We start from the raw sequence: 22245 nt of genomic DNA on the forward strand, positions 1-22245 counted from the left end.
AGTTTCCTGCGGAGTGTTTATGAACATGCAATACGACGACAGTGTCACGGTACGCAGTCACCTCAAGACACTCGGCATCGCGGCGATGCTGGCCACGCCCGGCGTCACCGAGTTTGCGATTAACCGGCCGTATGAAGGCTGGACGGAAACGCGCGACGGCTGGCAGCGCCATGACCTGCCGAACGCGTCGCTGGAAGCATTGAACCAGTTCGCGCCAGCGCTGGCCATCTACAACAAGGCGAAGCCGCCGCTATCGGCCGCCGAGCCGGAAAAGCCGGTGCGCCTGCCCGACGGCGAGCGCGGGCAGATCGTGATTCCGCCGGCGTGCGAGCCGGGCACCGTGTCGCTGACGATCCGCGTGCCGAATTCGACACGCCTTTCTCTGCAGCAGTGGGCGGACGCCGGACGGTTTGCCGGGTTCCGGGATGTGGTGCGGGATGGACTGAGTCGCGGTGGGGCGATAGCGGAGCGCGAAATCGACACAGCGGCGGCACAGGCGGGTTCTGAGGGGCTGGACGTCAGCCGTGCCACTGCAGTGTTCGATCCTGCCCGGGCGCTCGGCGCGTATGGACTTGCGCGTTTTCAGCAGGAGATGCTCGACGCGCTTGCGCAGCGCGACGTGGTGCGGTTCCTGACGCTTGCGATTCTGAACCGGCTGAACATCGTTCTCGTGGGCGGCACGGGCTCCGGCAAGACCACGCTGATGAAGGCGCTGGCCGACCTTATCCCGATCATTCCTCGCGAGGCGCGTCTGGCGACGATCGAGGATACCCACGAACTGCCGTTGCCGCTGCATCGAAACCACGTGCACCTTTTCTATAGCGAGGCGATCCCGGCGCGACGCCTTGTCAAGGCCACATTGCGCATGAAGTTCGATCGCGTGCTGCTTGCCGAGTTACGCGGCGATGAGACCTGGGACTACCTGACGCTGCTCAACACCGGCCACCAGGGCGGGTTGACGACGGTGCACGCGAACGACTCGATCGCGGCGCCCACGCGTATCGCCACGCTGGTCAAGCAAAGCCCGGTCGGCCAGACGCTACCGTTCGATTACCTGATGCGCGAGATCTGCACGACGGTCGACGTGGTGCTGTTCATGGAGAACCGAGACCTGACGGAAGTCCTGTTCGATCCGGTGACGAAAAACAGGCTGCTGCGAGGTGATGCATGAGAGCGCGACCGAACGGATCCGGCATTGCCGACAGCGGCGAGCACACCGGCCGGGAATCCCTGGAGCGGCAGACGCACGCAGCGGCGGACCGGCTGGCGAGCCAGATTCCGGCCCTGTGTGATGCAAGCGGCGCGCTGCCGCCCCAGGTGATGCTGGCCCAGGAACTGGGGGTGAGCCGTGCCCTGCTGCGAGAGGCGGTCAACCAGCTGGTAGCGCGTGGCGTCGTCGATGTGCGTACGAAGGTGGGTTCACGCGTGCTCGATGAGCGCCAGTGGCACATTGTCGACCGGCATGTTGTTACCTGGCGTCTGGCGCGAGCGACAGATCCTGCCTTCGTGGTCGACATCGCGCAGATTCGCCGCGTGCTTGAGCCGATCGCCGCGGTCGATGCGGCGCGACATGCGAGCCCGGAGCAACGTGCGCGGATCACGGTGGCCAGTGCGGCACGGCTGACCTCGACCTCGCTCGCCGGTTACGCGGCCGCGCGCCGCGAACTGCATGTCGCGATCCTCGCCGCGAGTACCAACCAGTTCGCGCAGCAGCTGACGTGTCTCGTGCCTCCTGTGGATGAGACGGTCGATCTGGATAGCGGGGCGCCTGCGATCGCCGATGGCGAGCGTCACCCGCTCGTGCTCCTCGAGGCCGCCATCCGTGACGGCAATCCTCTCGCCGCTCATGAAGGTGTTGAACGCCTGAACGGGTGGGACCAGCCACGCAATGACGATTCATATCGCCATCCGGCACCTGCAGGAGCGTCAGCATGAAAGCCCGTCTTCTCGTTGGTGGCTTGCTTGGCATTATGTCCGGTGCAGCGGTGTTCGCGGTCGGCCGCCTGCTTCATCTCGATGCGCTCACCGATCCGCTCGAGCTCGGCGCCGTGATTGCGTTCTTCGTTGTCACGTGCGCGTTGTGGGGCGTGTGTGTGAGCGCCGTGCTGCTGAAAACCGCGACGCCTGCCGACCGGATCATCGCAGCCGGGCTACTTGCGTCGGTGGTTCTGGCTGGTCTCGCTGTCGCGGGTCAGTACGTCGGCGCGATGCTGTTTGCGAAGCTGGAGAATCTGCCAGACTCGGCAATCAGCCTGTGGACGCTGCGAGACTACTGGCACGCCTTTGGCGATGTGAAGGCCGTAAAGCGTTCGCTGCAGATGGCGACAGCGGCATCGGTGATCGTGCCGCTCGTGCCAATTGCGGCGATCGTCGCGGCGCTGGTGACGAAACCGAAACGCGACCTGCACGGCGATGCGCGCTTTGCCCACAGCTACGAGGTTCGGCGCTATGGGCTGCTCGATGAGGCGACCGGCCGCGGGCGCAGAAAGGGCGGGCGCAAGGGTGATTACCGGGATCCGACGATCATCGTCGGCAGGTACAAGGGCAAGTATCTGACCTTCCGTGGTACGGAGTTCGTGATGGTTGCTGCGCCCACGCGCTCGTTCAAGGGAGTGGCCATTGTGATCCCGAACCTTCTCACCTTTCCGGATTCAGTGGTCGTACTCGACGTGAAGGGCGAGAACTACGACCTGACGTCGCGTTACCGGCAGGCCTGCGGCCAGAAGGTGTTTCGCTGGGCCCCGTTCGACCAGAAGGGTTTTACGCATCGCTGGAACCCGTTGTTCAAGATTGCGAAGAGTCCGGCGTTTGTGCGCGTGGGTCGCCTGCAGTCGATCGCCGCCCGCCTGTATTACACGACCGAAGGCCGCAACAAGTTCTTCTATGAACAGGCGAGTGACCTGTTCATGGGGCTCGCACTCTACCTCATGGAGATGACGGGCGACTGTACGTTCGGACAGGTGTTGCGCCTCGCGATCACGCCCGGCAAAAAGGTGCGTGAGCACCTGTCGGAGCTGATGCAGCACGAGCCGCAGAAGGGCGCGCCGCTCTCGGGAGATTGCCTTGGCGCACTCTCGCGCGTGCTGGCTTCGCCCGACGAGACGATGCTGAACATCGTCGCGACGTTCAATGCGGGCCTGCGCCTGTTCAGCAACCCGATCGTCGACCAGGCGACGAGCGCCTGCGACTTCGAGCTCGACCGCGTGCGTCGGGAACTGATGTCGATCTACGTCGTGCTGCCGGTGCGCGAGCTCGCCGTCGCGAGCCTGCTCGGCAACCTGTTTTTTACGCAGTGGTTCGAGGACAACCTCGACGCGCTGCCAGGCGAGGATCCGACGATCCGGTATCAGTGTCTGGGCATCCTCGACGAATTCACGGCGCTTGGCCGCATCGAGGTGATCGATAAGGGCAACGCGTTCATCGCGGGCTACTGGCTGCGCCTGCTGACGATCCTGCAGTCGAAGGCGCAGATGGAGCCCAACGACCTTTACGGCGTGGCAGGCGCACGCACGCTGGTGACAAACCATGCGGTGCTGGTCGCGTACGCTCCGCGCAACCAGCAGGACGCCAAAGAACTGTCCGAGACGCTGGGCACCTTCACCGAGAAGGCGACGTCGCGAAGCCGCAATCATGGCCGCAACACGTCGACCGGCACGAACACCTCGGATCAGGTCCGCGCGCTGATGCTCGACCAGGAGCTCAAGCGCATGGAATCCAGCCAGGAGATTGTGCTTGGTTTCCAGCGCCCGATCCTGTGCGAAAAGGCGGCCTATTTCGAGGATGAGCTGTTTATCGACCGCATGCGCTCGGTCAGTCCGATGCTCGCTGCAATCAACAAGCGCCTGCCCACCGAAGACGAAATCAAGGCGGCCTGGCGTGGCGGTGAGCTGCGCGCGACCGGCATCCCGACGCACAACCCCGAGACCTATCACGCGGCGCTGTCAGCAAAGGCCGCCGGCGAAATCCGTCTTGCACGTCAGGCCGGTGCGAAGCCGCTGACCGCGGCCGAGCTTCTCGCGCTCGACCAGCGCACACCGGGCCCGCTTGCGACCAGTATGGCGCTCGTCGGGTTCGAGGCCGATCTGAGCGAACTCGGCGTCGTGATGCGAGACGACGTGCGCGAGATGCTTGCGGACATACGCATCGATTTCAACGTGGCAGGCGGGGATGACGCAGTCCAGGACCGGATTGAACCGGCGCTCGCGTCTGTCGCGCCGGCGGACAACGAGGCAAAGGAGGTATCACATGGCTGACCCGAACAGGCCGAAAGGCAAACGGACGTATCTGGACGTCCCGTTCAGGGAGAAGGACGCTGCGCACGATCTGGGCGCCAGGTTCGACCGGCGATCGAAAAAATGGTACGTGCCGGGTGGCACTGACGTTGGGCCGTTTGCTCGGTGGAATCCGGCGCATGAGCCGCAGACAGCGCAGGACGCCCGGCAGGCACGCCACCCAGTGCGCGGGCAGCCGCAGCTGCTGTTCGGCAGTGAAGCCGACATCGAGCGGGAAGCCGCGCGACTGACCGAACTGATGGGGCAACCGCTCGACGAGTCCCGCGCGTTCGTGCGGGACTCGCTTCAGGCCGCCGCAGAAAAGGCGGGGCTCGAGGCGCGGGACCGGCTGCGCGCGCAGGGTGCCTCTGCGTTCGAGATGATTGACGGAGTGCGGGAAGCCGGTGTCCACGCGCGGCACCAGTATTTTGCCGACCGGCAGCATCTGTATGGACGGGGCGCGCGCGTTGGCCAGCAGGCTGCACAGCCGAATCTCGACGACGCGGCGCTCGGGCGTCGCTTTCGCGAAATGATCCAGTCGATTACGACGGCGGTCACGCTGCGTGGCACCGAGGTCAACCATACGCTTGCACTTGAGCAACGGCTGGAGTCGATCCATCGTGAAGCGTTGCGCAAGTCCGGCAACGCTGTTGATGGCGAGCGCGCGATTGGCGAGCAGATCCGCAACCGCACCGGCTTTGCGGCCGGGACCTTGCCGCCGCGGGCAGCCAAAGCGCTGGCCAAACTTCGCGATGAAGCGGGCTTGAGTCCGATGGAAATCGACGAGCGCACGCCTGCGCGCGACGTGACGGATTCCGACCCGGTGGACGACGCGCTTCCGGTTGACGGGGCAAGCATCGCGCCGCAACACCCGCATCGCCATCGCGAGCCGGAGCGAGACGACAGCGTTGCCACCTTCGCGGACATCGCGGAAGCGTTTGACCCCGTGGAGGCGATGCCTGCGACCGGTCGTGGGCAGGAGGACAGAACTGACTGGACGATGGTGGCGAAGGACCTGGCCGACGTCCGGGGGCTGACAGGGCGTATCGGTGAGGAATTCGCGCAAGGTAAGAGCGCGCCTGAAGTTGTCGCTGCGCTCGATCAGGAGCTTGCGTTTCTGTCGCAGGGCACCCGCGAGCAGTTCGTGATCCACGTGCGCGAAGCGTTGGACAGGCAGGTCGACGCATCGCCGGTGCGATCTCCGACGCCGCAGGCGCAGCCGGGCGTCAAGGCCGCCGGCGATGCGGTGACCTTTGCCGATGTCGGCGAAGCGGCGGCAATCGACGACGCGATGCGCGGTCGCGGACTCACCGCAAGCGCGTTGCCCGGCATCGGGGAAGTCGTTCTCCCGACTGTCACCGCGGCGGTGGCCAACGAACCGGTTGTGCAGCCCGGCCGTGCTGCCAACGATACGTCGATGACCACGCCGGCGGTGTTGGGCGTGGTCGACACGCAGATCGGGCGCACGCAGACGCCGGCGCAGAATGAACCGGACGCAAAAAATCCGGCGAACGACCCGCAGCGCCCGGTGTTCGACGCCGTGTCGCCGCAGGATCTGGAGCGCGTGCGCACGCTGCGCGACGGCGAGCGAGCGGCCGCCGAGCGGTTGCTGCGCGAACAGGGCAAGCCGATGCTAGGGCAGCACGAGGGCGACGCCGTTGCGGCGGCAGAGGCGCACGAGGCTGGCGTTGCGAGTATCGCCGACAGCCGCGACAACCAGATCGGCGTCGATCCTGCCTCACGCAAGCCGATCGTGACGAAAGACGGCTACGACGTGCCCGCCCATATAGCGGCGCGCTACATGGTGAAGGAGGGCCGGTTCTGGAAACTCGACAGCATGGAGTCGAAGCCGGATGCCCAGCGGGATCCGGCAGCAACCACGCAGCCGCATTTCGAGGACGTTGGTGCACGCCTGAACTCCCGGCAGAACGATCGCGCAACGATTGCCGACATGGTGGCGGTGGCGAAAGCCAAGAACTGGGATTCGATCGTCGTGCGCGGGAGCGAAACGTTTCGCCGTAACGCGTGGATCGAAGCGTCGCTCGCGGGTGTGGACGTGAATGGGTTCACGCCGTCCGAAGGTGACGAAGCGCTGTTCGAGGCCACGAAGCGCGAGCGCGCCGGGCTGACGATCCGCGCCGGGGCGTCGCCCGCGCCGGACGTCGCGCAGAAGGCGAACCCGGCGGCAGGGCAGGCGAGCCCGAAGCCCGAACCGAAGGCGGAATCAGCGGCCAGCGCTGCGCTGACGGCCGCGATACCTCCGTTGGGGCGTGCCTGGGATGTCCCGCGCTCACAGCGGGCTGCGCGGTTCACGCCTGCCGCAGACCCCGCGGCATCGCCCATGCCTGAAGCACCCAGAACGGTCGCGCAGATGCGGGAAGTCCTGGAGAAATCGCTCGAGGGGGCACCCGCGCGCACGCGCGCCGAGGTGATCCGGCGTTTCGATGCGCGCATGCAGGCGGGCACCGAGATCGAGGCGCGGATTGCGCGAGGCGAACTGGGTCGTGACGCCGGCCTCGCCGAGATCGACCGTCGCGCGGCCGAGTTGCACGCGGCGTGGACGGCACCGAAGGCCGCGCCTGCCCAGGGTCAGTCGAACAGCCCGCAGCCCGCGCAGGCCTCCAGCCCGGCACCCAGGGTGACGTAAGCACCGCCATTCTCAATTTTCATAAGGATTCCAAAATGAGCATTGCCATCGTGAACTGCTCCGGCAACGTCGGCAAGACTACTGTGACCCGCGAACTGCTCGCGCCGCGGCTGCCGCATATGTCGGTACGCCAGATCGAGTCGATCAATACGGACGACTCGGCCGGCCCGAGGGTCGAGGTGATGATTGCCGCGCGCTTTGACGAACTGCACGACGAGCTGATGCGCGGCAATGATCTGCTGGTCGATATCGGCGCGTCGAATGTCGAGGAGTATCTGAACCGCCTCGATGGCGCCAAAGGCGCGCAGGAGGATTACGCGTGCTTCATCGTGCCGGTCGAGCCGGAGAGCAAGCAGATGAAGGACACGATCAAGACAATCAATCTGCTCGAGGATCTCGGCGTCGGGCCCGCGCGCATCCGCGTGCTGCTGAACAAGGTTGAGCTGGTCAAGAGTGAGACTCGCGATGTGACGCTGCGCCGGTATTTCGGGCAGTTGTTCGAACTGCATGAGAAGGAGGGTACCTTCGAACTTGACCAGGAGGCACTGATCCCGAAAAACGACGTGTTCACGCATGCGGCCGCCGCCGGCCGCACGATCCACGACATCGCAACGGACGGTGTCGACTACAAGGCGCAGCTGATCGAAACGACGACTGCCTCTGAGAAGGACCGCCTCGTGAGACTGGTTGGCCTCAAACGCAAGGCACTGTCCATCCAGCCGTTGCTGGACCAGGCGTTTAACGCGCTGATGGCAGGAGTCGTTGCATGAACGAGCCGACGCCGCAACCGGATCACGCCGAGCGTGCGTCGGAGCGCCTGGGCCACGTGATCGCCACGATACCGGCGTCGGACGAGCTGGCCGTGCTCGCGGAGATCCTGATCGAGCAGATGAAGGTGGTGGATGCACAACACCATGTTGTCGCGCTGATGGAGTCCACTGACCAGAAACTGACCTCGACGGTGCAGTCGCTGCGCGAGGAGAACGCACAACTGACGAAGCTGCTCACGCAGTCGCGCCAGGCGTTCATCGGAGAGGTGGCCGCGAAGGCGGCCGACCAGGCTCGCCGTGCGGCAACGGCCGATGTCGTGGACGAACTGGCACGGTTGCGGGCCGCCGTTGAATCGCGCGATCGCGCGGTAACGCCGAAGCCTGCCGTGAGAGCCAGCGGCTTTCTCACCGCGTGCATGGGCATGGCGTTCTGCGCAGGCGCCGCGCTTGTCTGGGTCGCTGCCCGCCTGGCACACACGCTCACCTAGCCTGAAACGAACGAAGTTTTTCGGGAGGAACGTTAAATCATGAATGTCAGAGATCTGTTTTCCAGTACTGGTTACTGGGGTCGGCGTCGGGGTGGTCATTTTCGCGGGACTTCGTGCGCGTTCGTTGCGCGGCCGGGCAACGGGCGAAGGCGGGCGCACTGGCAAAACCGGTGCGAGGAGCAAAGCAACGCAGCATCCGTTCACTGAACGCATTTCAACCAGGAGTCAAGCCATGAAACGCCGATCGATTGCGGCCGCGCTGTGCATCACGGCACTGGCCTGTGCGCTTGTACCGCCGCCGGCGCACGCCGACGACAACCAGAACGCGTGTGGTGCGGTCCTCTGTCTTGCCGGTTTGATGATGGGCGGCAATGGCGGCAAGACGTGCGCCGAATACGAGTCGGGCTATTTTTCCATCGTGCGCTTTCACCACGGTCACTTCGATGAGGGCGGCACAGCCAATGCTCGCGGCGATTTCCTGAACCAGTGCCAGTCGGTCGGAAGTGCCGTGAAGGATCCCGTCAATTCGCAATACGGCCGGACCCAGTACGGCCCCTGACTGTGATGCGCCGGCGGGGCAAGGTCGTCGCCAGACTAACAACCGGAAATCGTGGAAAACAGGGAGCATTGCATGAGCCAGCAAACACCAGCGTTGTCGTATGGCGATCTCACGGACGCAGCGGTAAGCGCGATCTGGTCTTACCGGAATGACCCAAGTGCGCGGATGTTGTGTACTCCTTTTGGAATCGCATCACGACCGGAAGGCAGGTCGTGGAGGATCAGAAGCGCCTGAAAGCACTGGCGTCAGGCGACTGGAGCGTACTGGATGACGACGGGATCGCGGAGCTTGAAGTGCAGACTCGCGGATGTGCCGAAGGGCAAGACGACTGAGCACGGAAAAACATGCGATGAGCGCAGACGATCTCAATGTTGTGGCGCAAGCCAGGCGCCGTGGTCGCAAAAAAGCACAAAAGGCGCTCGGCAGGCCGGTCAGCACGCGGCTCACCGAAGAACAGTGGCAGGTCTTCAATGAAAAGGTCGCACGCTCCGGCATGAGTCCATCCGTTTTTTTGCGCGAATGCATCGTGACGAACCGCACGCAGATCGTCGCGCGTCCACCCGCGACTGTTGAGCGGCAACGGATCATGTACGTGATCAACAAGACCGGCAACAACCTGAACCAGCTGGTCCACGTGGCGAATACGGCGCGCGTGGCTGGCCAGCTATCCGAATCCACGTTTGTCGCCCTGGTCGACGAGCTGGAGTTGATCACGCAACTGCTGAAGGCCCATCTCCATCGTGTTGATTAGAGTGGACGGCCGTCACGACGGCGTGAAGCAGTACCTCGAGGAAGGCCGCAAGGTTGGCCGCGACCTGGATCGCGACGACCTTGACGAACGTGTGGTGCTCGCAGGTGATCTCGACCTGACCGACGCAGTGATCCAGTCGATCAATGCCGCACCCGGTGTCGAACGTTACCTGTCCATCACGCTCTCCTTCAAGGAGGATCACGTCGCCCGGGAAACGACGTTTCAGATCGTCCGGGAGTTCGAGGCGTTCGCGCTGCACGCCTACCGCCCGGACGAATACAGCTTCTATGCCGAGGCGCACCTGCCCCGGATCAAGAGCTATGTGGACCAGCGGACTGGCGAACTGGTTGAGCGCAAGCCACACATCCATATCGTCATTCCGCGCTGGAACCTGCTGGCTGAAAGGCACCTGGAGCCGCTCGGCTACGTGCGCTCCAACCTGAGCTTCATCGACGCCTTCCAGGAGCATGTTAACGCGCAGTATGGCCTTGCGAGTCCGAAAGACAACCGGCGCACGCTGCTGACCGACGCGTCAGAAATGATCAGCCGCTACCGTGGCGACCTGTTCCGTGCGAGCAGTCGCGAGCTGAAGGAACAGATTCTCGACGCGGTGCTGGATCGCCAGATCGAGACCCATGCGGATTTCATGGCGCTGCTGTCCGAGCACGGTGCCGTGCGCATGCGCAATGCCGGTCTCGACAGCGCCTACCTGAATGTGAAGCCGGCTGGCGCCGCCAAGGGCGTGAACCTCAAGGAATACGTATTCACGCCTGAATTCATCGCACTGCCGACCGCCGAAAAGCTGCAGGCGCTGTCGGCAGATGCGGCCGACCGTTATGAGGCTGGCGTTGCGCCCAGACGCACACCAGCGCACATAGCGGCCGTTCTGGATGAGTGGTACACCACCCGCGCGCGCGAAGTGAAGTATCTCAACAGCGGTAGCCGTCAGTACCAGCGTTATCAGGAATCCTCTCCCCACGACCGCGAGCTGATGCTTGTGGATCTTGAACGCGGCTTTTACGCACAACATCTGAAGGCACGTCATGAACGAGCAGACGACTCCCTCCCAAGCCTCGGAGGACATCTTCACAGAAGCGGACGCGCATTTGAATTCGGCGCCCAGCCGCCCGACGTCGTCGACGGGCCAGGCGCGCGCGAATCAGAACTCGACACGTCCGCACCCCTCGACGATGGATACGGCGGCCTCGATGCCGAGTTTGACCTTATCCCAGGTGGGGCGTACCCGGCGCCCGAACCCTTCAACGCTGTGCGAAACGTGCCCGGCGGCCCTCTGGACGGCATCGGACATCGATCTGCAGTGCTATTGCCGCATCATGCGTTTCACCAGCTGGAGCCAGACGGCGCCGTATCCGCGCACGGCCTGCGACGGGCTGCAGATCGCGATGGAGAGCCTGCAGCGCAACGAGTAGGGCACGCAGCCCCCTCAGTCGACGGGCTGGACGCGTACCACCGTGCGCTTGAGAGGCACTATGCGTTCGGCGATCCGTTCGTCAGCCTGCCAGTGATGCGGTCGCATCCGGCATGGACACCATCCGGCATGTCGCCGCCAGGCTGGTTTTCAGGCGACCGGAGGAACGCGTTTCCAGACCGGTTCGACTCGATCGACGCGTCGTTCGAGTTCGAGGCAGGCCGGCCAATCCTGCGGACGCCGCACGCATTGGCGGTTGATGCTCCAACGTACCGGTCGCGCCGCTCTCGCACCGACGACGCCACGTATGCCACACCGCGACACACGGGCCGCGTCTCGGACAGTGTGGTTTCGCAACTCGCGCGCGAACTGCGGCAGCGTGATGAATCAGGTAGTCAGCACACTGAGTTTCGTGAGATTCGCCAGGGTCTCGATGCCAGTCGCCTGCTTGCCGAACTGTCGCACACCCACGGCGTGCGGCCCGCGAAATATGCGGTCACGACGGGCCGCGACGGCGCCGATCGCATCCGCGCGGGCTCGCGCAACCTCAACGTGTCGGACTTCCTGACTAAAGAACTGAATCTGTCGTGGCGTGAAGCCGCACCATTGCTACGCGCAGTGTATGAGCGACAGCAGGCCGGTGAGCCGGCTCCGGCTCCGCGCGAGCTGCCACGCGCGGCACTCTGGCGCGAATACTCGGTCGCGCGCGAAGCGCATGTCGTGGCCCGTACCGACGCGTGGCTCACACAGCGCGCAAATGAACAGTGGCGCCGCGCTGAGATCCGCGCAGCGTTCGACACCAGGCGCGCGGAAATCCGGCAGGATGTGCGACTCACACCGGCTGGCCGACGCGCGGCGACGTCGCTCGCACGCGCCGGGCAGCTGGGCCGCGACGACGCGCTGCGGGAGTCGATCGCACGCGAGCGGGCGGCACTCAAGGAAAAATTCGGAGCTGCAGGCGGCCCGAGCTTTTCCGGCTGGCTGCGCACGCGGGCGGACCAGGGTGACGAGCGCGCGCTCGAGGAGTTGCGACGCACTGCGGGCCCGGAGCGTGTATCGGGTGCGGTCAAGGTCGATGCCGGGATCGGCGGCGAGGCGTTCAACGTGATCCGGCCGAACACTCCACGGCAGCACGCGCAGGACGAATACAACGCGATCATTTTCCGCTCGCCGGGCCTATCCTGGTCCGTCAACGAACGTGGCGACGTTACCTACCGGCATGATGGCCGCGACATTGTGCGTGATCGTGGCACCAGTGTTCAGGTGCTGCAGGCGGAACGGTCCGCCATCGAAACCGGGCTGCGGCTCGCGCAGGAAAAGTTCGGCCGCACGCTCGAACTGACTGGCGAAGACGCACACCAGTTGGCAGCCGCGAGGGTGGCCGTGGATGCCGGGCTACGCGTGCAGTTCAGCGACGAGCGACTGAACCGGGCGATGGATCAGTATCGCCACGCGCGCGTCGACCAGCAGGTGCAGGACGCGCTCGGCACGCCTGGTGCCTCTCCGCCTACCGTTCCACCGCCCCAGCCGCAAACCGATCGACCGGCACAGGATTGGCCGAAGCCCTCCGAGGACGGTAAGCCGACCCTCTGATGCTCGAACGGCCACAGCCCGTTTTCGCCCGCTGCCCAATGCACCTGCCCGCGTATCCCGCTGGAAATGCAGAATCGCCTCGACGCATCCCTGGTCTATACGGTCGGTTTCGCCTTGGCCGCTGGACCAGACACCCACGCGGCAACAACCCCTGATATGCGCCAAACCAGCCAGAACATCACGGGCGCAACCACTGCCCAACAGCCCCACTGGACGAATCGACGCGAAGCCTCCCCAACGGAAAGCGACTGCCATATGAGCAATCGACTGTGCGGCCCGACCGCTGTCCAGATGACCGCGACCAACCCGATGGCGAGCACCAGATGCGTGGCACATTCTGCAACGGTTGCGGGTCTATTCTTCACCGATGATTTTCCGGTTAGAGCGTGATTACAAGGTCGGAGTACCGACCCACGGTGCCATCGTCGGTCAGCAGCCGCAGTGGCTCGGTAATGGCCTGTGCGACTAGCATCCGGTCAAACGGATCGCGGTGAATATCGGGCAGATTGCGAACCGGCGCGGCGTGTGTCGCCGTCACGGGCAGTTCGCGAAAGCCCGCTTCTTCCATGCGGGCTACCAGCTCGTTCACGTCTGCGTCCAACTTCCCGATTCCAGACTTGATTGCGATTTCCCAAATGCTCGCGGCGCTGACGAAAACGGTTTCTGCGCTCAACATGATGGCCTCGGCCTTCTTTGTGAGTTGCCTGTCGCCGCTCATGGCCAACAGGAAGATGTGCGTATCGATCAACAGACGCATCACCGACCCTCAAATGTCGCCAAAACATCGTCGGGCAAAGGGGCGTTGAAATCGTCAGCGATCTTGATCTTCCCCTTCACCAGACCGAAGCGAAGCTTGGGCTTCGTCTCGACCGGGACGAGGCGCACCACCGGGGTTCCTGCCTTCGCGATGACAACTTCTTCGCCACTGACAACAGCCTCAATGAGACGCGAAAGCTGCGACTTTGCCTCATGAATATTTACGGTTTGCATGGCACCTCCATCATGTGAGCTTAGTTTGGCTTAGCTAACACGGAAGTGCAATCTTCGAACAACAAAAGAGGGCCTGATGGTCGTTCGTTCGGCGCCCCGAGTGCCCCCTTCCAACCCTCGAGTTCTTCAACGGCCCGCCTCACGGAAGAATCAAATTACCCCCGCGACAATCGCACCTAGGCGAACAAGGATCGGCGTCAATCAATCGCTTTGTAGCCGTCAGTGTTTCGTGTCCAGGTAGCTCATTTATGTGCCAAAGATCGAAGCCGATTCGATGCAGGCGCACGGCAAACGTGCGCCGACCCGACATCGCGCTTGCTCCTTGGGTGATCGACTTCCACGTTGCACAGACGCCAAATGTAGTTAGTTAGACATATTAAAGTTTCAAACTTTTTGAATACTCACGCCGTTCAGGCGTGTTTGCTGCCCAAGGAGTCGAGGTCGTGGACAGGCGCTTCGACAGTCTTCGCTTTGCGCGGTGGCGTCGGGTCCACTTGCGCATGCATTGAGCTGGCCGGATACAGACTGAGAAAGGACCGGGCTTCGTCGGGAGATTTTGCGGTCAGCCAGTCCTCGTATTCATCCGGCCGAAGGATCACCACGGATCGCTTTTCGCTTCCTGGTTTGTGGAAACGATTCATGAGGGGATGCGCCTCTGCATTGAGCGTCAACATCGTTTCTCAATAGTGGTAACTGTTACCAAGGGCCTTCCGAGGTTGGACCATCAAGGCAGTCGGGCGCACCGGGATGCCGTTGCGATCGATGACGAACTTCCAGTGGTTGTCCGAAAGCCAGTTGATCATGCTCGTCCGCTCGTTCGGCTTGCAGCCGATGAGATCGGCGAGTTCGCTCGTGGTCAGGTAGTCATTCATCGTTTGCTCCATCTGCTATTTGCCCTGAGTATTTCGGTCCCGGTCTATGGGAGTGCGGTTACCTGTCCGGATCCATTTTTTGCTTATTGCCGCGGCTCGGAATTTGCGGACCGAACGACATCTATCCGTAAATCCTCCATGCGGCGAAGAAGGAGCCACGTCATGAATGAGCGAACCGTTTACATAGGCACGCAGGAATATAAGGTGACCGCTGTGTCGAGCGGCCTGGGGCGCTGGATTGCGCGCGCATCGTCCATACTGACCACTCGGCTTGCCCAACCACCATGGACGTTGCCGATATTCATGGTGAATTCGGTACGGTTGAAGAGACCCTTGACTCTGGGATCCGTCTTTGCGAGCACATGGCGAAACGCTTCGCGGTGCATTAACTGCCCGGCGGCCCCGCGCGCGTGCCTTTGGTCGAACACACTTTCACCCGCTGCGCGCTGTTGACTTGCCATATGCACGATTGCGTGCACAACGTTCATGTCGCGTCTCATTGCACACCATCCTTGGCGGCATGCGTTGCCACACGCCCCGCAGCACCATCTGCAGCGGGTATAGACTGTATTTGCTCGGCGGTTTCCGAACCTTCAATGAGGGACACATTGCCATTTTTGCCATCCCGGACATGCGTCGGCACCCCATAGCGAGGCGGCAGATCCTCGAGCCATGCCTGCACCTCGCTGCCCGACCACATCTTGCGCAGCATCGTGGGAAAGCGCAGATCGAAGCGCTCAGCACTCGCAGCCGCAGCAAAGGCGACTGGGGTGGCGTCGAGCATTCCATCCCACAGCGGCGGGCACCATCCCTTCGCGCTGTTGCATGACACGGCGGCATCAACGCCAGCCGCGAGCATTGCGCGTGTAGGCTCCGTCGGGACCAGTTTCCAGCCTTGCAACCCTTGCGCTGCATCGGAAGGCGCGAGAGCGGCGAGGATCGAGCAGGCGCCTAACGATTCGATGATCCGCATGTCACCGCAGCCTTTCCGGCTTCCCGGAGAGATCGCGCAGCTAGGTCAACAATTTGTTGCTAAGTTGTTTTGTGTCCATTGTTGCCCTCGTGAGACTATCTCGCTCGTCTCTGGAGGGTTTTGCCGTTTCAGTGGTGCAGGACAAAATATTCACGTTAGATGCGACTACTCCATAACAGAACCAATGAGTTACTCGCTTGAATACAAGGGCTATCTGATCGACTACGCGCCGATTGAGGTCGAGCGATGCGTTTTCGGCGCTCAGTGGACAATCAGAAGAAATGACGCACCGGTTGAGGCATTGCCGTTTTCCAGTGGGGACCTTGGATTCCGCGGCGCCGCCGATGAGATGGCGGAAATCGCGAAAAGGGAAGCCATGAGTTGGATCGATCAAATGGATCAAACGGATAAGCTGAGCGATCAAAACTGCTAATGATTTAGGGAAGGTCTGCACAACACGCTTTCAGAGCGCTGATCTTTTTTCACGTTGGGCGTATCAGCCGTAAGCGTCTGCTGGCAGGTTGATCGTCCGGCTTTTGAAGCATGAGGATCTTTGTTTTCCGAGACTCACGGCCTGAGCCGAGCGTTTCACACTATGCTTAAAGCCCTGCGCGACATCCAGAGGTTGCCCAGAGCAAACAGTGTCGTGATCTGCGCGGTGTTCTTCACCAATCCCCGGTACCGCGTCTTCGTATAGCCAAACTGCTGCTTGAGCACGCGAAACGGATGTTCAACCTTGGCGCGCACGCCAGCCTTCAGACGCTCAATCTGGTTGTATATCGCGTCCAGACGATTGTTCAGGTCCAGTTGTCGACGCTTGCCTGGTCGCATCGCGACATGCCAGCGTACCGGGTTCGCCTGACAGCGCTTCTCAATACCCTGATATCCGGCGTCAGCGTACACATCCTTTTCCTGGCCGTGCAACAGCGCTTCGGCCGCATTGATGTCGTGGACGTTGGCCGCCGTACCAATGACGGTGTGGACCAGACCCGACTCTGCGTCCACTCCGATGTGCGCTTTCATCCCGAAATACCATTGATTTCCCTTCTTCGTCTGGTGCATCTCCGCGTCTCGTTTGCCAGAGCCGTTCTTCGTCGAAGTGGGTGCGCTAATCAAGGTTGCATCGACCGCTGACCCTGCCTTCAACATCAAGCCTTTTTCACTCAGGATCTCATTAACCACCGCGAGCATCTGCGCGGCCAGACCGTGCGTTTCGAGAAGGTGACGGAACCGCAGAATCGTGCTCTCGTCCGGCAAACGCGTCATACCTTCGCCCAGCCCCGCAAACTCACGATACAGCGGCACGTCATAAAGCGCCTCTTCCATCGCCGGGTCTGACAGACCAAACCACTGCTGCATGAAGTGGATCTGCAGCATCGTCGCAACCGGAAACGGCGGCCTTCCGGTCTTACCCTTCGGATAGTGCGGTTCGATCAACGCAATCAACCTCGACCATGGCACCACGCGCCTCATCTCATCGAGAAATTCCCGCTTGCGCGTGCGTTTCGTCGAAAGATCCAGACCAAGACCGAGTTGTGTCATCGACGAACTCCTTGAACGTGTCTATCTTCCAGGATAGGCGAACCAGTCTTCAATGCCAGGACTTTTGCAGACCTTCCTTAGGTTCCATTGTTTCGTATCCGTCGTTTCTGCGTTATCAGCCGGTGACAACGTGAGGACGGAAGTCCTGCGGATATGACGCGCATCAGGAAGGGGTCCGCTGGAGGCGACTGCCCGCTGTCCACTATCCCGACGTTGCCGGTTCCAGTTCATCCTGGGGCCGAGATATTGGTGAACAGGCGGATGTCTTGCCCCCGTCACATTGCTGGCGCCGCGGCTACCTGGCCGCTCCCCAGAATCGCGAATACTGTCGGCCCGCTCGTGCGCTTAGCGTTACCCGCGGCCTTTTATCCTGAGGCAGACTTTGCGTTCCCCATCGGCCAGAAATCAAAACGCGTCATTGCTTAAACCGCGTGGTCGGGAAGACGAACTCGCGCTGTGTTTCCTGGCTGGCTGCTTTACTGCATTCAGGTCGCACCCACACCCTCTGCCTTGATCGTGGCCAGTCTGGTACCAGCAAACGGGTCGTTGCGCCAGTCGGCGCCGGTGCGTTTGCCTGCGTCGCGATTCGACGCGGCGTCAATTGCAAAGTGCTCAAGAGACTGCCCGGCGCTGATTGCCTGGACTACCCACTGCGGTGCAGCACCCTTGCCATCCCAGGTGTTGCCGGAAGCGTCCCTGAAACGTACTGCCCGCAAACGCTCCTGGTCTGCTGCAATTGAAGTAGCGATGTCTTCCGGTTTGATCCCAAATTCGGCCATCCGTCGCCTCAGATAGGCGACGATGCTTTCGCGTTTTCTCTCATCCATCTGGTGTATTCTCCGCGCAACAATCTGTCGTTGGGCAGGTGATTGCAAATCGCGTGCCGCCAGGATGCTACGCGACCCAACGCTGCCCATGCCGGGGCAGCGAAGAGGGGGCATGTTTAAACCATGTTTGGTGGGAGCGGCGCACGGGAGGCGCCGCGGCTGGCGACCGGTATGAAAGCAGTATAAATCAACTTAGGTACGACACCAGGTTTGCTGGCGCACGTTGAGTCTTCTTTTGTTGCGCTCGCGGTTCGTCTTGCGGTACGAACGGGTGCATCGCTGACGCGGGACCCATGCCTCCCCGATCGACGATGCCGGGCACATGTCTGGATATTAGGGAGTTGGCTATCTTGCGGCGCAATAGCAATCAAATAAAGCAAGGCAACGTTGCGGGACGCACAGGCAACATCGGGTGTGCCTCTATTCCTGAACTCCAGTGATCATTCAAACCGTTGCGCGCTGTGCTTTCAATTTGCACGAGTGTACTGATAAAGTCATAATCACGATCGCGTCAATTCTGACGGGCCGACCGAACTTCGAAGTGCCTGGCAAACAAGCTAGGGAAGTTCCAGGATCGCATGAACGGAAAACACCACAGCGAGGAATAGAAATGGTTACCCTGGACGCAATCAACTCGAAAATTGCCAAACTCCAGAAGCAGGCGGCAACGATCGCCGAAAAGCAGTCGTCGGTGGGCCTGACGAAAATCCGTGACCTGATGCAAAAGCACGGTCTGACTGTCGCCGATATCGAAGGCTTTGTTGCAAAGCGACGCGGTCGCAAACCTGGGACGACGCTGGCAAAGGCAGCAGCAAATGCGCCGGGTGCGGTCGTGCATCACGTCGCGCCGAAATACGCGGATCCGAAAACCGGTGCGACCTGGTCGGGCCGTGGTCTGGCGCCGCTGTGGATTCGCGACGTCAAGGATCGTTCGAAATTCCTGATTGAAGCTGGGGCAACGGCGAAGACTGCCGGCGCCAAGGCGGCGCCTGCCAGGAAGGCTGCTGCGAAAAAGGCTACTGCGAAAAAGGCTACTGCGAAAAAGGCTACTGCGAAAAAGGCAGGCGCAAAGCGTGTCGTGGCAAAAAAGGCGGTGAAGACGGCAGTCGCCACGAAAAAGGCTGGCCGGGCAGCAGCGGCGCCGGCAAAGAGTGTGCGTGGGCGCAAGGCCGCAGCACCCGCGAAAAAGGCTTCGGCGCCGCGCAAGGTCGCAGCCAGAAAGGCACCGGCCGCAGTTGAGGCTGCTGCCACGCCTGAAGTCGCAGCAGCGTAACGGCTAACGGGCGATCCAGTCGTAGCTGGCGGCGCCGCATTCGCGGCCCGCTACGACTGATTGCTCAGGTCCCTTCGCGCGTCGCCTTAATGAGAGCGGCGCGCCATGTTTGTACGCGAGGAAATGCGGACCCAGAGCCGCACGCCGTCAACCCAATGGCTTACCGTTTCGCGCTCGTATCTCTCGCGTTGCCAGCTGACTGTCCACCCGAGTCGGTTCCTCCGGCGGTGGGTCGGCTGATCGCGGCCGCATGGAATGGCATGAGCCGAGCGCAGCTCGTGGACCGTGCTCGCCGGCTCGACATGCGTGCATCGCTGCGGGTGCAGCCCGGTATCGGACCGGATGGGCTGACGCAGTTCAGGCTCACTCTCAGTTTTGCGAACGGAAGCTTCGAGCTGATCGCCCATGTACGCCGTGTCATTCGCCGGCGCACGGGCGCGCGACGCCAGAAACCGTCATTGCCTCCAGCACGCGATATCAGGCAACAGAGCCTTTTCTGAGTGTTGACGAGGCTGGGACAACGCCTGTCGACACACAGGCATCACCGCTGAAAAGAAGCCCGCTAGAGAACCTTGAGATTGCGAATCTTTCCGATTGCCGGCGAGCGTTCGACGATCAGGTTCGCGATGAATTCAGGCAACAGGGCGCGCGGCACGTTCGCGGGGATATCGGTCACGAGCTGCGAAGGCACCTGAACGATGAATTCCTCCGGCGCAGTGGCGAGACTATGTTCGTACGCAACGCGGATTTCCATGCTGTTATCTTTCGGAGATGTGGTTGCCGGGAGTGCATGCAATGTGCGCAGGGCTATGCAGGGTTGTGGACCCAGTGGAGCGCGCGATACACCTGTCGTTGTTTGTTGTGAGCGCTTGCGCGCTTCTGCCGACCATCGCAGGCTGCACCGCCCGCGACTCCATTTCCCTGTCATGCAAGCCCGGCGATTTGGTCCCCGGCTATGGGAGCCGGTTACCATCAGATGCCGGAATATCCGTATGACGTTTGTGCGAGTCTCTCTCACGTCCACACGTCCTTGGTCACCGGCGGCCTTTAGTGCACATGAGCAGACTGATGTGCGATTGCACGACGGGGCGCGTTGACGACGTTATCGTGCAACCTGGAGATGACTGTCGTTGGTGCGGGTGTCGCGCGCGACCATACCGACCTGCTTTCCGAGGTAGTCACTCGCCCTGAGTACGATCTCCATTCGGGTCACGCTGAGCGCGCGGTCGTATTCATTTACCACGGCGGTGAGACCGTCAGTCAGCGATTCAGGCACATTCCAGACGCCAGTGCGGTCTGCCTGATCGAGCACCTCTGCGAGGCCACGCTCAACGCGGTCGATGTCCGCGATATCGAGCTGCCCATGCCCCGCCCGGGTGATGAAGCTCGTGATGATGATGATCTGCGAGAGGAGATTAACCAGCGGGCGGTCCGCTTCTCCATTGCGCAGACGCTCGAGCGCAATCCGTGCACGCAGCGCAAGATCCGAGGATTCCTTGCGGGGCATGGGAAGAAAGAGCGATCTTGCATGCGCACTGGCAGACGGACGACGCGGGGAACGGTAGTTCTTGTTTGACATGGTCGACAGCTGGCGAATGGATTTCGGGTTCGCATATTGGGACGCTTCACCGCGGGGCAAGAGTACTCGCCGAAATTTGTCCTTGTCTCACGGGTCGTCGCGTTTTCTGTGGGGTCGCCTTTCGATGCCTGGCTGCAGCCCTGTTGCGAAACCGCCTATAAACGCGACTAACTGTCCGCGCGCCGCGACTCCGGCAAGCGCCTGACGGCGGCCTCGCTTTCCTGCATTGGCGGCACTTCCCAGGAACCGCTGGAAAGTCGGAGCAGGCAGCGGGGCGTTGTTGTCCGGACCAGGACGAAAACAACTGTGCCTTTCTCGCGCTGATTGCGCAGACGCAGCCGCAGTCTGTCGGCGACCTGACATTCAGGATGGGAGGCGCAAAACCGGATCGGTCGAGGATCTTGAAGGCACGCGGGAAAGATGGGCTGATTCATCTTGAAACGAGTTTCGGCCCGTCAAATGAAATCGCGGGCCGTATCGCCCGCGATGTCCTTCCAGGAATGCTACGCGGGAGCGACTCCCTGTTCGGCGGGCATCGGAACAACGGAATCGGTGAGTGGTGAGCGTTGAGCGGTGAGCAAACGCTAGAATAGCCGTCCTGGTAGCCGTAGCCGCCTGTGACGCATCCGCCTGAGTGGACTAAACCGCTCGCGCGGTATGGGGCTCCGTTCCCGCCTCTGGCAGCGAATGACGGGGCAGTGGCGCCGGTGCTTATGTTGGTGACTGAGGCAATCCGCCTCGTTCTCCAGCAGGAGCCCCATCATGACCTCCTCCGATCCGGGCGTCAGCCCGCTGCGCCGGCGCATGGTTGACGACTTGCGCATGCGCAGGTTCGCCCCCAAGACCCAGACCGCCTATCTGCGCGCCGTACGCCAGTTCGCCAGGTTTCTCGGACGTTCACCCGATACCGCCACCGTCGAGGACCTGCGGAACTACCAGTTGCATCTGGTCGATCACGGCACCTCGCCGACATCGCTCAACGCCGCGATCAGCGGGCTGAAGTTCTTCTTCGACGTGACGCTCGGCCAGCCTGAGCTGATGGCCCGGATGCAGCCGGTTCGTGTGCCCCGCAAGCTCCCGGTGGTGCTCAGTCCCGACGAGGTGCGACGGCTGATCGCAGCCGCCGGCAATCTGAAGCACCAGACCGCGCTGTCGGTCGCCTACGGTGCCGGGCTGCGCGCGAGCGAGGTGGTGGCGCTGAAGGTCAGCGACATTGACAGCCAGCGCATGACGCTGCGCATCGAGCAGGGCAAGGGCCGCAAGGACCGCTACGCGATGCTCTCGCCGGTGCTGCTCGAACGCCTGCGGCTGTGGTGGCGGGTCGCCCGTGCCCAGGGCAGCATGCTCGATGGCGGGTGGCTGTTTCCCGGCATGGATCCCGTCGACCCGCTCACCGCGCGGCAGCTGAACCGTGCGGTTCATGCCGCCGCCGAGGCCGCGCAGATCGGCAAGCGCGTCTCCCCGCATACGCTGCGCCACAGTTTCGCGACGCACCTGCTTGAACAGAAGGTGGACATCCGCGTGATCCAGGTGCTGTTGGGTCACAGGCAGCTCGACTATGTCCCGCCCCGAACTATGTCCCGGTGCGCAAAGCGCCGCGGTACGGTAACACACGACCGAGCGCTAAGCGGCACATAGCTGGTCACAAGTTTTTCAGGAACGCCAGCAATCGGTCATCTGG

The 22245-nt window shown here is 62.2% G+C and carries 23 protein-coding genes; 13 read left to right on the forward strand and 10 right to left on the reverse strand.

Going from position 1 to position 22245, the window contains the following annotated elements; translation table 11 throughout:
* The first annotated feature begins 19 nt into the window (after nt 1-19).
* From AB4Y42_RS39165 to AB4Y42_RS39205, 9 genes are all read left to right on the forward strand, one after another.
* On the forward strand, nt 20-1171 hold the full coding sequence (locus tag AB4Y42_RS39165; RefSeq protein WP_368697276.1) for an ATPase, T2SS/T4P/T4SS family: 1152 nt from the start codon (nt 20-22) through the stop codon (nt 1169-1171).
* Complete coding sequence (locus tag AB4Y42_RS39170; RefSeq protein WP_368697256.1) at nt 1168-1935, forward strand: FadR/GntR family transcriptional regulator; 768 nt, start codon at nt 1168-1170, stop codon at nt 1933-1935. Before AB4Y42_RS39165 ends, AB4Y42_RS39170 begins: the two co-directional genes overlap by 4 nt.
* Nucleotides 1932-4253, forward strand: coding sequence for a type IV secretory system conjugative DNA transfer family protein (locus tag AB4Y42_RS39175; protein WP_368697257.1), 2322 nt, complete (start codon nt 1932-1934; stop codon nt 4251-4253). Before AB4Y42_RS39170 ends, AB4Y42_RS39175 begins: the two co-directional genes overlap by 4 nt.
* Entirely contained in the window at nt 4246-6918 is a 2673-nt protein-coding gene (locus AB4Y42_RS39180) for a DUF5710 domain-containing protein (protein ID WP_368697258.1), read from the forward strand. The genes AB4Y42_RS39175 and AB4Y42_RS39180 overlap by 8 nt, the downstream gene beginning before the upstream one ends.
* Nucleotides 6919-6953: 35 nt before the next feature.
* Nucleotides 6954-7688 carry a StbB family protein gene (gene stbB / locus AB4Y42_RS39185; protein ID WP_368697259.1) on the forward strand — a complete coding sequence of 245 codons (735 nt, stop codon included), beginning with the start codon at nt 6954-6956 and terminating at the stop codon, nt 7686-7688.
* Nucleotides 7685-8176 (forward strand): hypothetical protein, encoded by a 492-nt coding sequence (locus tag AB4Y42_RS39190; protein WP_368697260.1) that lies wholly within the window; start codon nt 7685-7687, stop codon nt 8174-8176. The genes stbB and AB4Y42_RS39190 overlap by 4 nt, the downstream gene beginning before the upstream one ends.
* 232 nt (nt 8177-8408) lie before the next feature.
* Nucleotides 8409-8735 carry a Killer protein gene (locus tag AB4Y42_RS39195; RefSeq protein ID WP_028215759.1) on the forward strand — a complete coding sequence of 109 codons (327 nt, stop codon included), beginning with the start codon at nt 8409-8411 and terminating at the stop codon, nt 8733-8735.
* A gap of 349 nt (nt 8736-9084) precedes the next feature.
* Nucleotides 9085-9486 carry a plasmid mobilization relaxosome protein MobC gene (gene mobC / locus AB4Y42_RS39200; protein ID WP_368697261.1) on the forward strand — a complete coding sequence of 134 codons (402 nt, stop codon included), beginning with the start codon at nt 9085-9087 and terminating at the stop codon, nt 9484-9486.
* A 1-nt stretch (nt 9487) separates the two neighbouring features.
* Complete coding sequence (locus AB4Y42_RS39205; RefSeq protein ID WP_368697262.1) at nt 9488-12508, forward strand: LPD7 domain-containing protein; 3021 nt, start codon at nt 9488-9490, stop codon at nt 12506-12508.
* Between the two features lie 379 nt (nt 12509-12887).
* Here the strand turns inward: AB4Y42_RS39205 and AB4Y42_RS39210 are convergent, their stop codons facing one another.
* The 6 genes from AB4Y42_RS39210 to AB4Y42_RS39235 form a co-directional block, all read right to left on the reverse strand.
* Nucleotides 12888-13265 (reverse strand): type II toxin-antitoxin system VapC family toxin, encoded by a 378-nt coding sequence (locus AB4Y42_RS39210; RefSeq protein WP_368697263.1) that lies wholly within the window; start codon nt 13263-13265, stop codon nt 12888-12890.
* Nucleotides 13265-13498 carry a type II toxin-antitoxin system Phd/YefM family antitoxin gene (locus tag AB4Y42_RS39215; RefSeq protein WP_368697264.1) on the reverse strand — a complete coding sequence of 78 codons (234 nt, stop codon included), beginning with the start codon at nt 13496-13498 and terminating at the stop codon, nt 13265-13267. The genes AB4Y42_RS39210 and AB4Y42_RS39215 overlap by 1 nt, the downstream gene beginning before the upstream one ends.
* A 410-nt stretch (nt 13499-13908) precedes the next feature.
* The gene (locus AB4Y42_RS39220) at nt 13909-14172 is read right to left on the reverse strand and encodes a hypothetical protein (protein ID WP_368697265.1); all 264 of its coding nucleotides are present in this window, start codon (nt 14170-14172) and stop codon (nt 13909-13911) included.
* A gap of 6 nt (nt 14173-14178) precedes the next feature.
* Nucleotides 14179-14370 carry a hypothetical protein gene (locus tag AB4Y42_RS39225; RefSeq protein ID WP_368697266.1) on the reverse strand — a complete coding sequence of 64 codons (192 nt, stop codon included), beginning with the start codon at nt 14368-14370 and terminating at the stop codon, nt 14179-14181.
* A gap of 179 nt (nt 14371-14549) precedes the next feature.
* Nucleotides 14550-14858, reverse strand: a complete 309-nt coding sequence (locus tag AB4Y42_RS39230) for a hypothetical protein (RefSeq protein WP_368697267.1) — start codon at nt 14856-14858, stop codon at nt 14550-14552.
* A gap of 8 nt (nt 14859-14866) precedes the next feature.
* A complete protein-coding gene (locus AB4Y42_RS39235) occupies nt 14867-15343 on the reverse strand; it encodes a hypothetical protein (RefSeq protein ID WP_368697268.1) in 477 nt (158 codons plus the stop codon).
* A 184-nt stretch (nt 15344-15527) separates the two neighbouring features.
* On the opposite strand from AB4Y42_RS39235, the gene AB4Y42_RS39240 reads away from it, so the two are divergent.
* A complete protein-coding gene (locus tag AB4Y42_RS39240) occupies nt 15528-15776 on the forward strand; it encodes a hypothetical protein (protein ID WP_368697269.1) in 249 nt (82 codons plus the stop codon).
* A gap of 155 nt (nt 15777-15931) precedes the next feature.
* Here AB4Y42_RS39240 and AB4Y42_RS39245 read toward each other — a convergent pair whose 3' ends face one another.
* Both AB4Y42_RS39245 and AB4Y42_RS39250 read right to left on the reverse strand, forming a co-directional pair.
* A complete protein-coding gene (locus tag AB4Y42_RS39245) occupies nt 15932-16885 on the reverse strand; it encodes an IS5 family transposase (protein WP_368697270.1) in 954 nt (317 codons plus the stop codon).
* Between the two features lie 485 nt (nt 16886-17370).
* The gene (locus AB4Y42_RS39250; protein ID WP_368697271.1) at nt 17371-17826 is read right to left on the reverse strand and encodes an H-NS family nucleoid-associated regulatory protein; all 456 of its coding nucleotides are present in this window, start codon (nt 17824-17826) and stop codon (nt 17371-17373) included.
* 496 nt (nt 17827-18322) lie between these two features.
* Between AB4Y42_RS39250 and AB4Y42_RS39255 the strand changes: the two genes are divergently transcribed.
* Both AB4Y42_RS39255 and AB4Y42_RS39260 read left to right on the forward strand, forming a co-directional pair.
* Nucleotides 18323-18985 (forward strand): H-NS histone family protein, encoded by a 663-nt coding sequence (locus AB4Y42_RS39255; RefSeq protein WP_368697272.1) that lies wholly within the window; start codon nt 18323-18325, stop codon nt 18983-18985.
* Nucleotides 18986-19245: 260 nt separating this feature from the next.
* The gene (locus tag AB4Y42_RS39260; protein ID WP_236597017.1) at nt 19246-19485 is read left to right on the forward strand and encodes a hypothetical protein; all 240 of its coding nucleotides are present in this window, start codon (nt 19246-19248) and stop codon (nt 19483-19485) included.
* A 62-nt stretch (nt 19486-19547) separates the two neighbouring features.
* On the opposite strand, the gene AB4Y42_RS39265 is transcribed toward AB4Y42_RS39260, so the two are convergent.
* Nucleotides 19548-19739: a hypothetical protein gene (locus tag AB4Y42_RS39265; RefSeq protein WP_368697273.1), complete on the reverse strand. Its 192-nt coding sequence runs from the start codon at nt 19737-19739 to the stop codon at nt 19548-19550.
* Between the two features lie 348 nt (nt 19740-20087).
* Nucleotides 20088-20564, reverse strand: a complete 477-nt coding sequence (locus tag AB4Y42_RS39270) for a hypothetical protein (RefSeq protein WP_368697274.1) — start codon at nt 20562-20564, stop codon at nt 20088-20090.
* 762 nt (nt 20565-21326) lie between these two features.
* Between AB4Y42_RS39270 and AB4Y42_RS39275 the strand changes: the two genes are divergently transcribed.
* Nucleotides 21327-22202 carry a tyrosine-type recombinase/integrase gene (locus tag AB4Y42_RS39275; protein WP_368697275.1) on the forward strand — a complete coding sequence of 292 codons (876 nt, stop codon included), beginning with the start codon at nt 21327-21329 and terminating at the stop codon, nt 22200-22202.
* The last annotated feature ends 43 nt before the right edge of the window (nt 22203-22245 follow it).

Origin of the sequence: Paraburkholderia sp. EG286B, assembly GCF_040965655.1 — a bacterium.
Taxonomy (GTDB): domain Bacteria; phylum Pseudomonadota; class Gammaproteobacteria; order Burkholderiales; family Burkholderiaceae; genus Paraburkholderia.

Coding starts and splice junctions, on each gene's coding strand:
- AB4Y42_RS39165 (WP_368697276.1), top strand. CDS start 20: ATGAACATGCAATACGACGACAGTGTCACGGTACGCAGTCACCTCAAG.
- AB4Y42_RS39170 (WP_368697256.1), top strand. CDS start 1,168: ATGAGAGCGCGACCGAACGGATCCGGCATTGCCGACAGCGGCGAGCAC.
- AB4Y42_RS39175 (WP_368697257.1), top strand. CDS start 1,932: ATGAAAGCCCGTCTTCTCGTTGGTGGCTTGCTTGGCATTATGTCCGGT.
- AB4Y42_RS39180 (WP_368697258.1), top strand. CDS start 4,246: ATGGCTGACCCGAACAGGCCGAAAGGCAAACGGACGTATCTGGACGTC.
- stbB (WP_368697259.1), top strand. CDS start 6,954: ATGAGCATTGCCATCGTGAACTGCTCCGGCAACGTCGGCAAGACTACT.
- AB4Y42_RS39190 (WP_368697260.1), top strand. CDS start 7,685: ATGAACGAGCCGACGCCGCAACCGGATCACGCCGAGCGTGCGTCGGAG.
- AB4Y42_RS39195 (WP_028215759.1), top strand. CDS start 8,409: ATGAAACGCCGATCGATTGCGGCCGCGCTGTGCATCACGGCACTGGCC.
- mobC (WP_368697261.1), top strand. CDS start 9,085: ATGAGCGCAGACGATCTCAATGTTGTGGCGCAAGCCAGGCGCCGTGGT.
- AB4Y42_RS39210 (WP_368697263.1), bottom strand. CDS start 13,265: ATGCGTCTGTTGATCGATACGCACATCTTCCTGTTGGCCATGAGCGGC.
- AB4Y42_RS39215 (WP_368697264.1), bottom strand. CDS start 13,498: ATGCAAACCGTAAATATTCATGAGGCAAAGTCGCAGCTTTCGCGTCTC.
- AB4Y42_RS39220 (WP_368697265.1), bottom strand. CDS start 14,172: ATGTTGACGCTCAATGCAGAGGCGCATCCCCTCATGAATCGTTTCCAC.
- AB4Y42_RS39225 (WP_368697266.1), bottom strand. CDS start 14,370: ATGAATGACTACCTGACCACGAGCGAACTCGCCGATCTCATCGGCTGC.
- AB4Y42_RS39230 (WP_368697267.1), bottom strand. CDS start 14,858: ATGAACGTTGTGCACGCAATCGTGCATATGGCAAGTCAACAGCGCGCA.
- AB4Y42_RS39235 (WP_368697268.1), bottom strand. CDS start 15,343: ATGCGGATCATCGAATCGTTAGGCGCCTGCTCGATCCTCGCCGCTCTC.
- AB4Y42_RS39240 (WP_368697269.1), top strand. CDS start 15,528: ATGAGTTACTCGCTTGAATACAAGGGCTATCTGATCGACTACGCGCCG.
- AB4Y42_RS39245 (WP_368697270.1), bottom strand. CDS start 16,885: ATGACACAACTCGGTCTTGGTCTGGATCTTTCGACGAAACGCACGCGC.
- AB4Y42_RS39250 (WP_368697271.1), bottom strand. CDS start 17,826: ATGCCCCCTCTTCGCTGCCCCGGCATGGGCAGCGTTGGGTCGCGTAGC.
- AB4Y42_RS39255 (WP_368697272.1), top strand. CDS start 18,323: ATGGTTACCCTGGACGCAATCAACTCGAAAATTGCCAAACTCCAGAAG.
- AB4Y42_RS39260 (WP_236597017.1), top strand. CDS start 19,246: ATGAGCCGAGCGCAGCTCGTGGACCGTGCTCGCCGGCTCGACATGCGT.
- AB4Y42_RS39265 (WP_368697273.1), bottom strand. CDS start 19,739: ATGGAAATCCGCGTTGCGTACGAACATAGTCTCGCCACTGCGCCGGAG.
- AB4Y42_RS39270 (WP_368697274.1), bottom strand. CDS start 20,564: ATGTCAAACAAGAACTACCGTTCCCCGCGTCGTCCGTCTGCCAGTGCG.
- AB4Y42_RS39275 (WP_368697275.1), top strand. CDS start 21,327: ATGACCTCCTCCGATCCGGGCGTCAGCCCGCTGCGCCGGCGCATGGTT.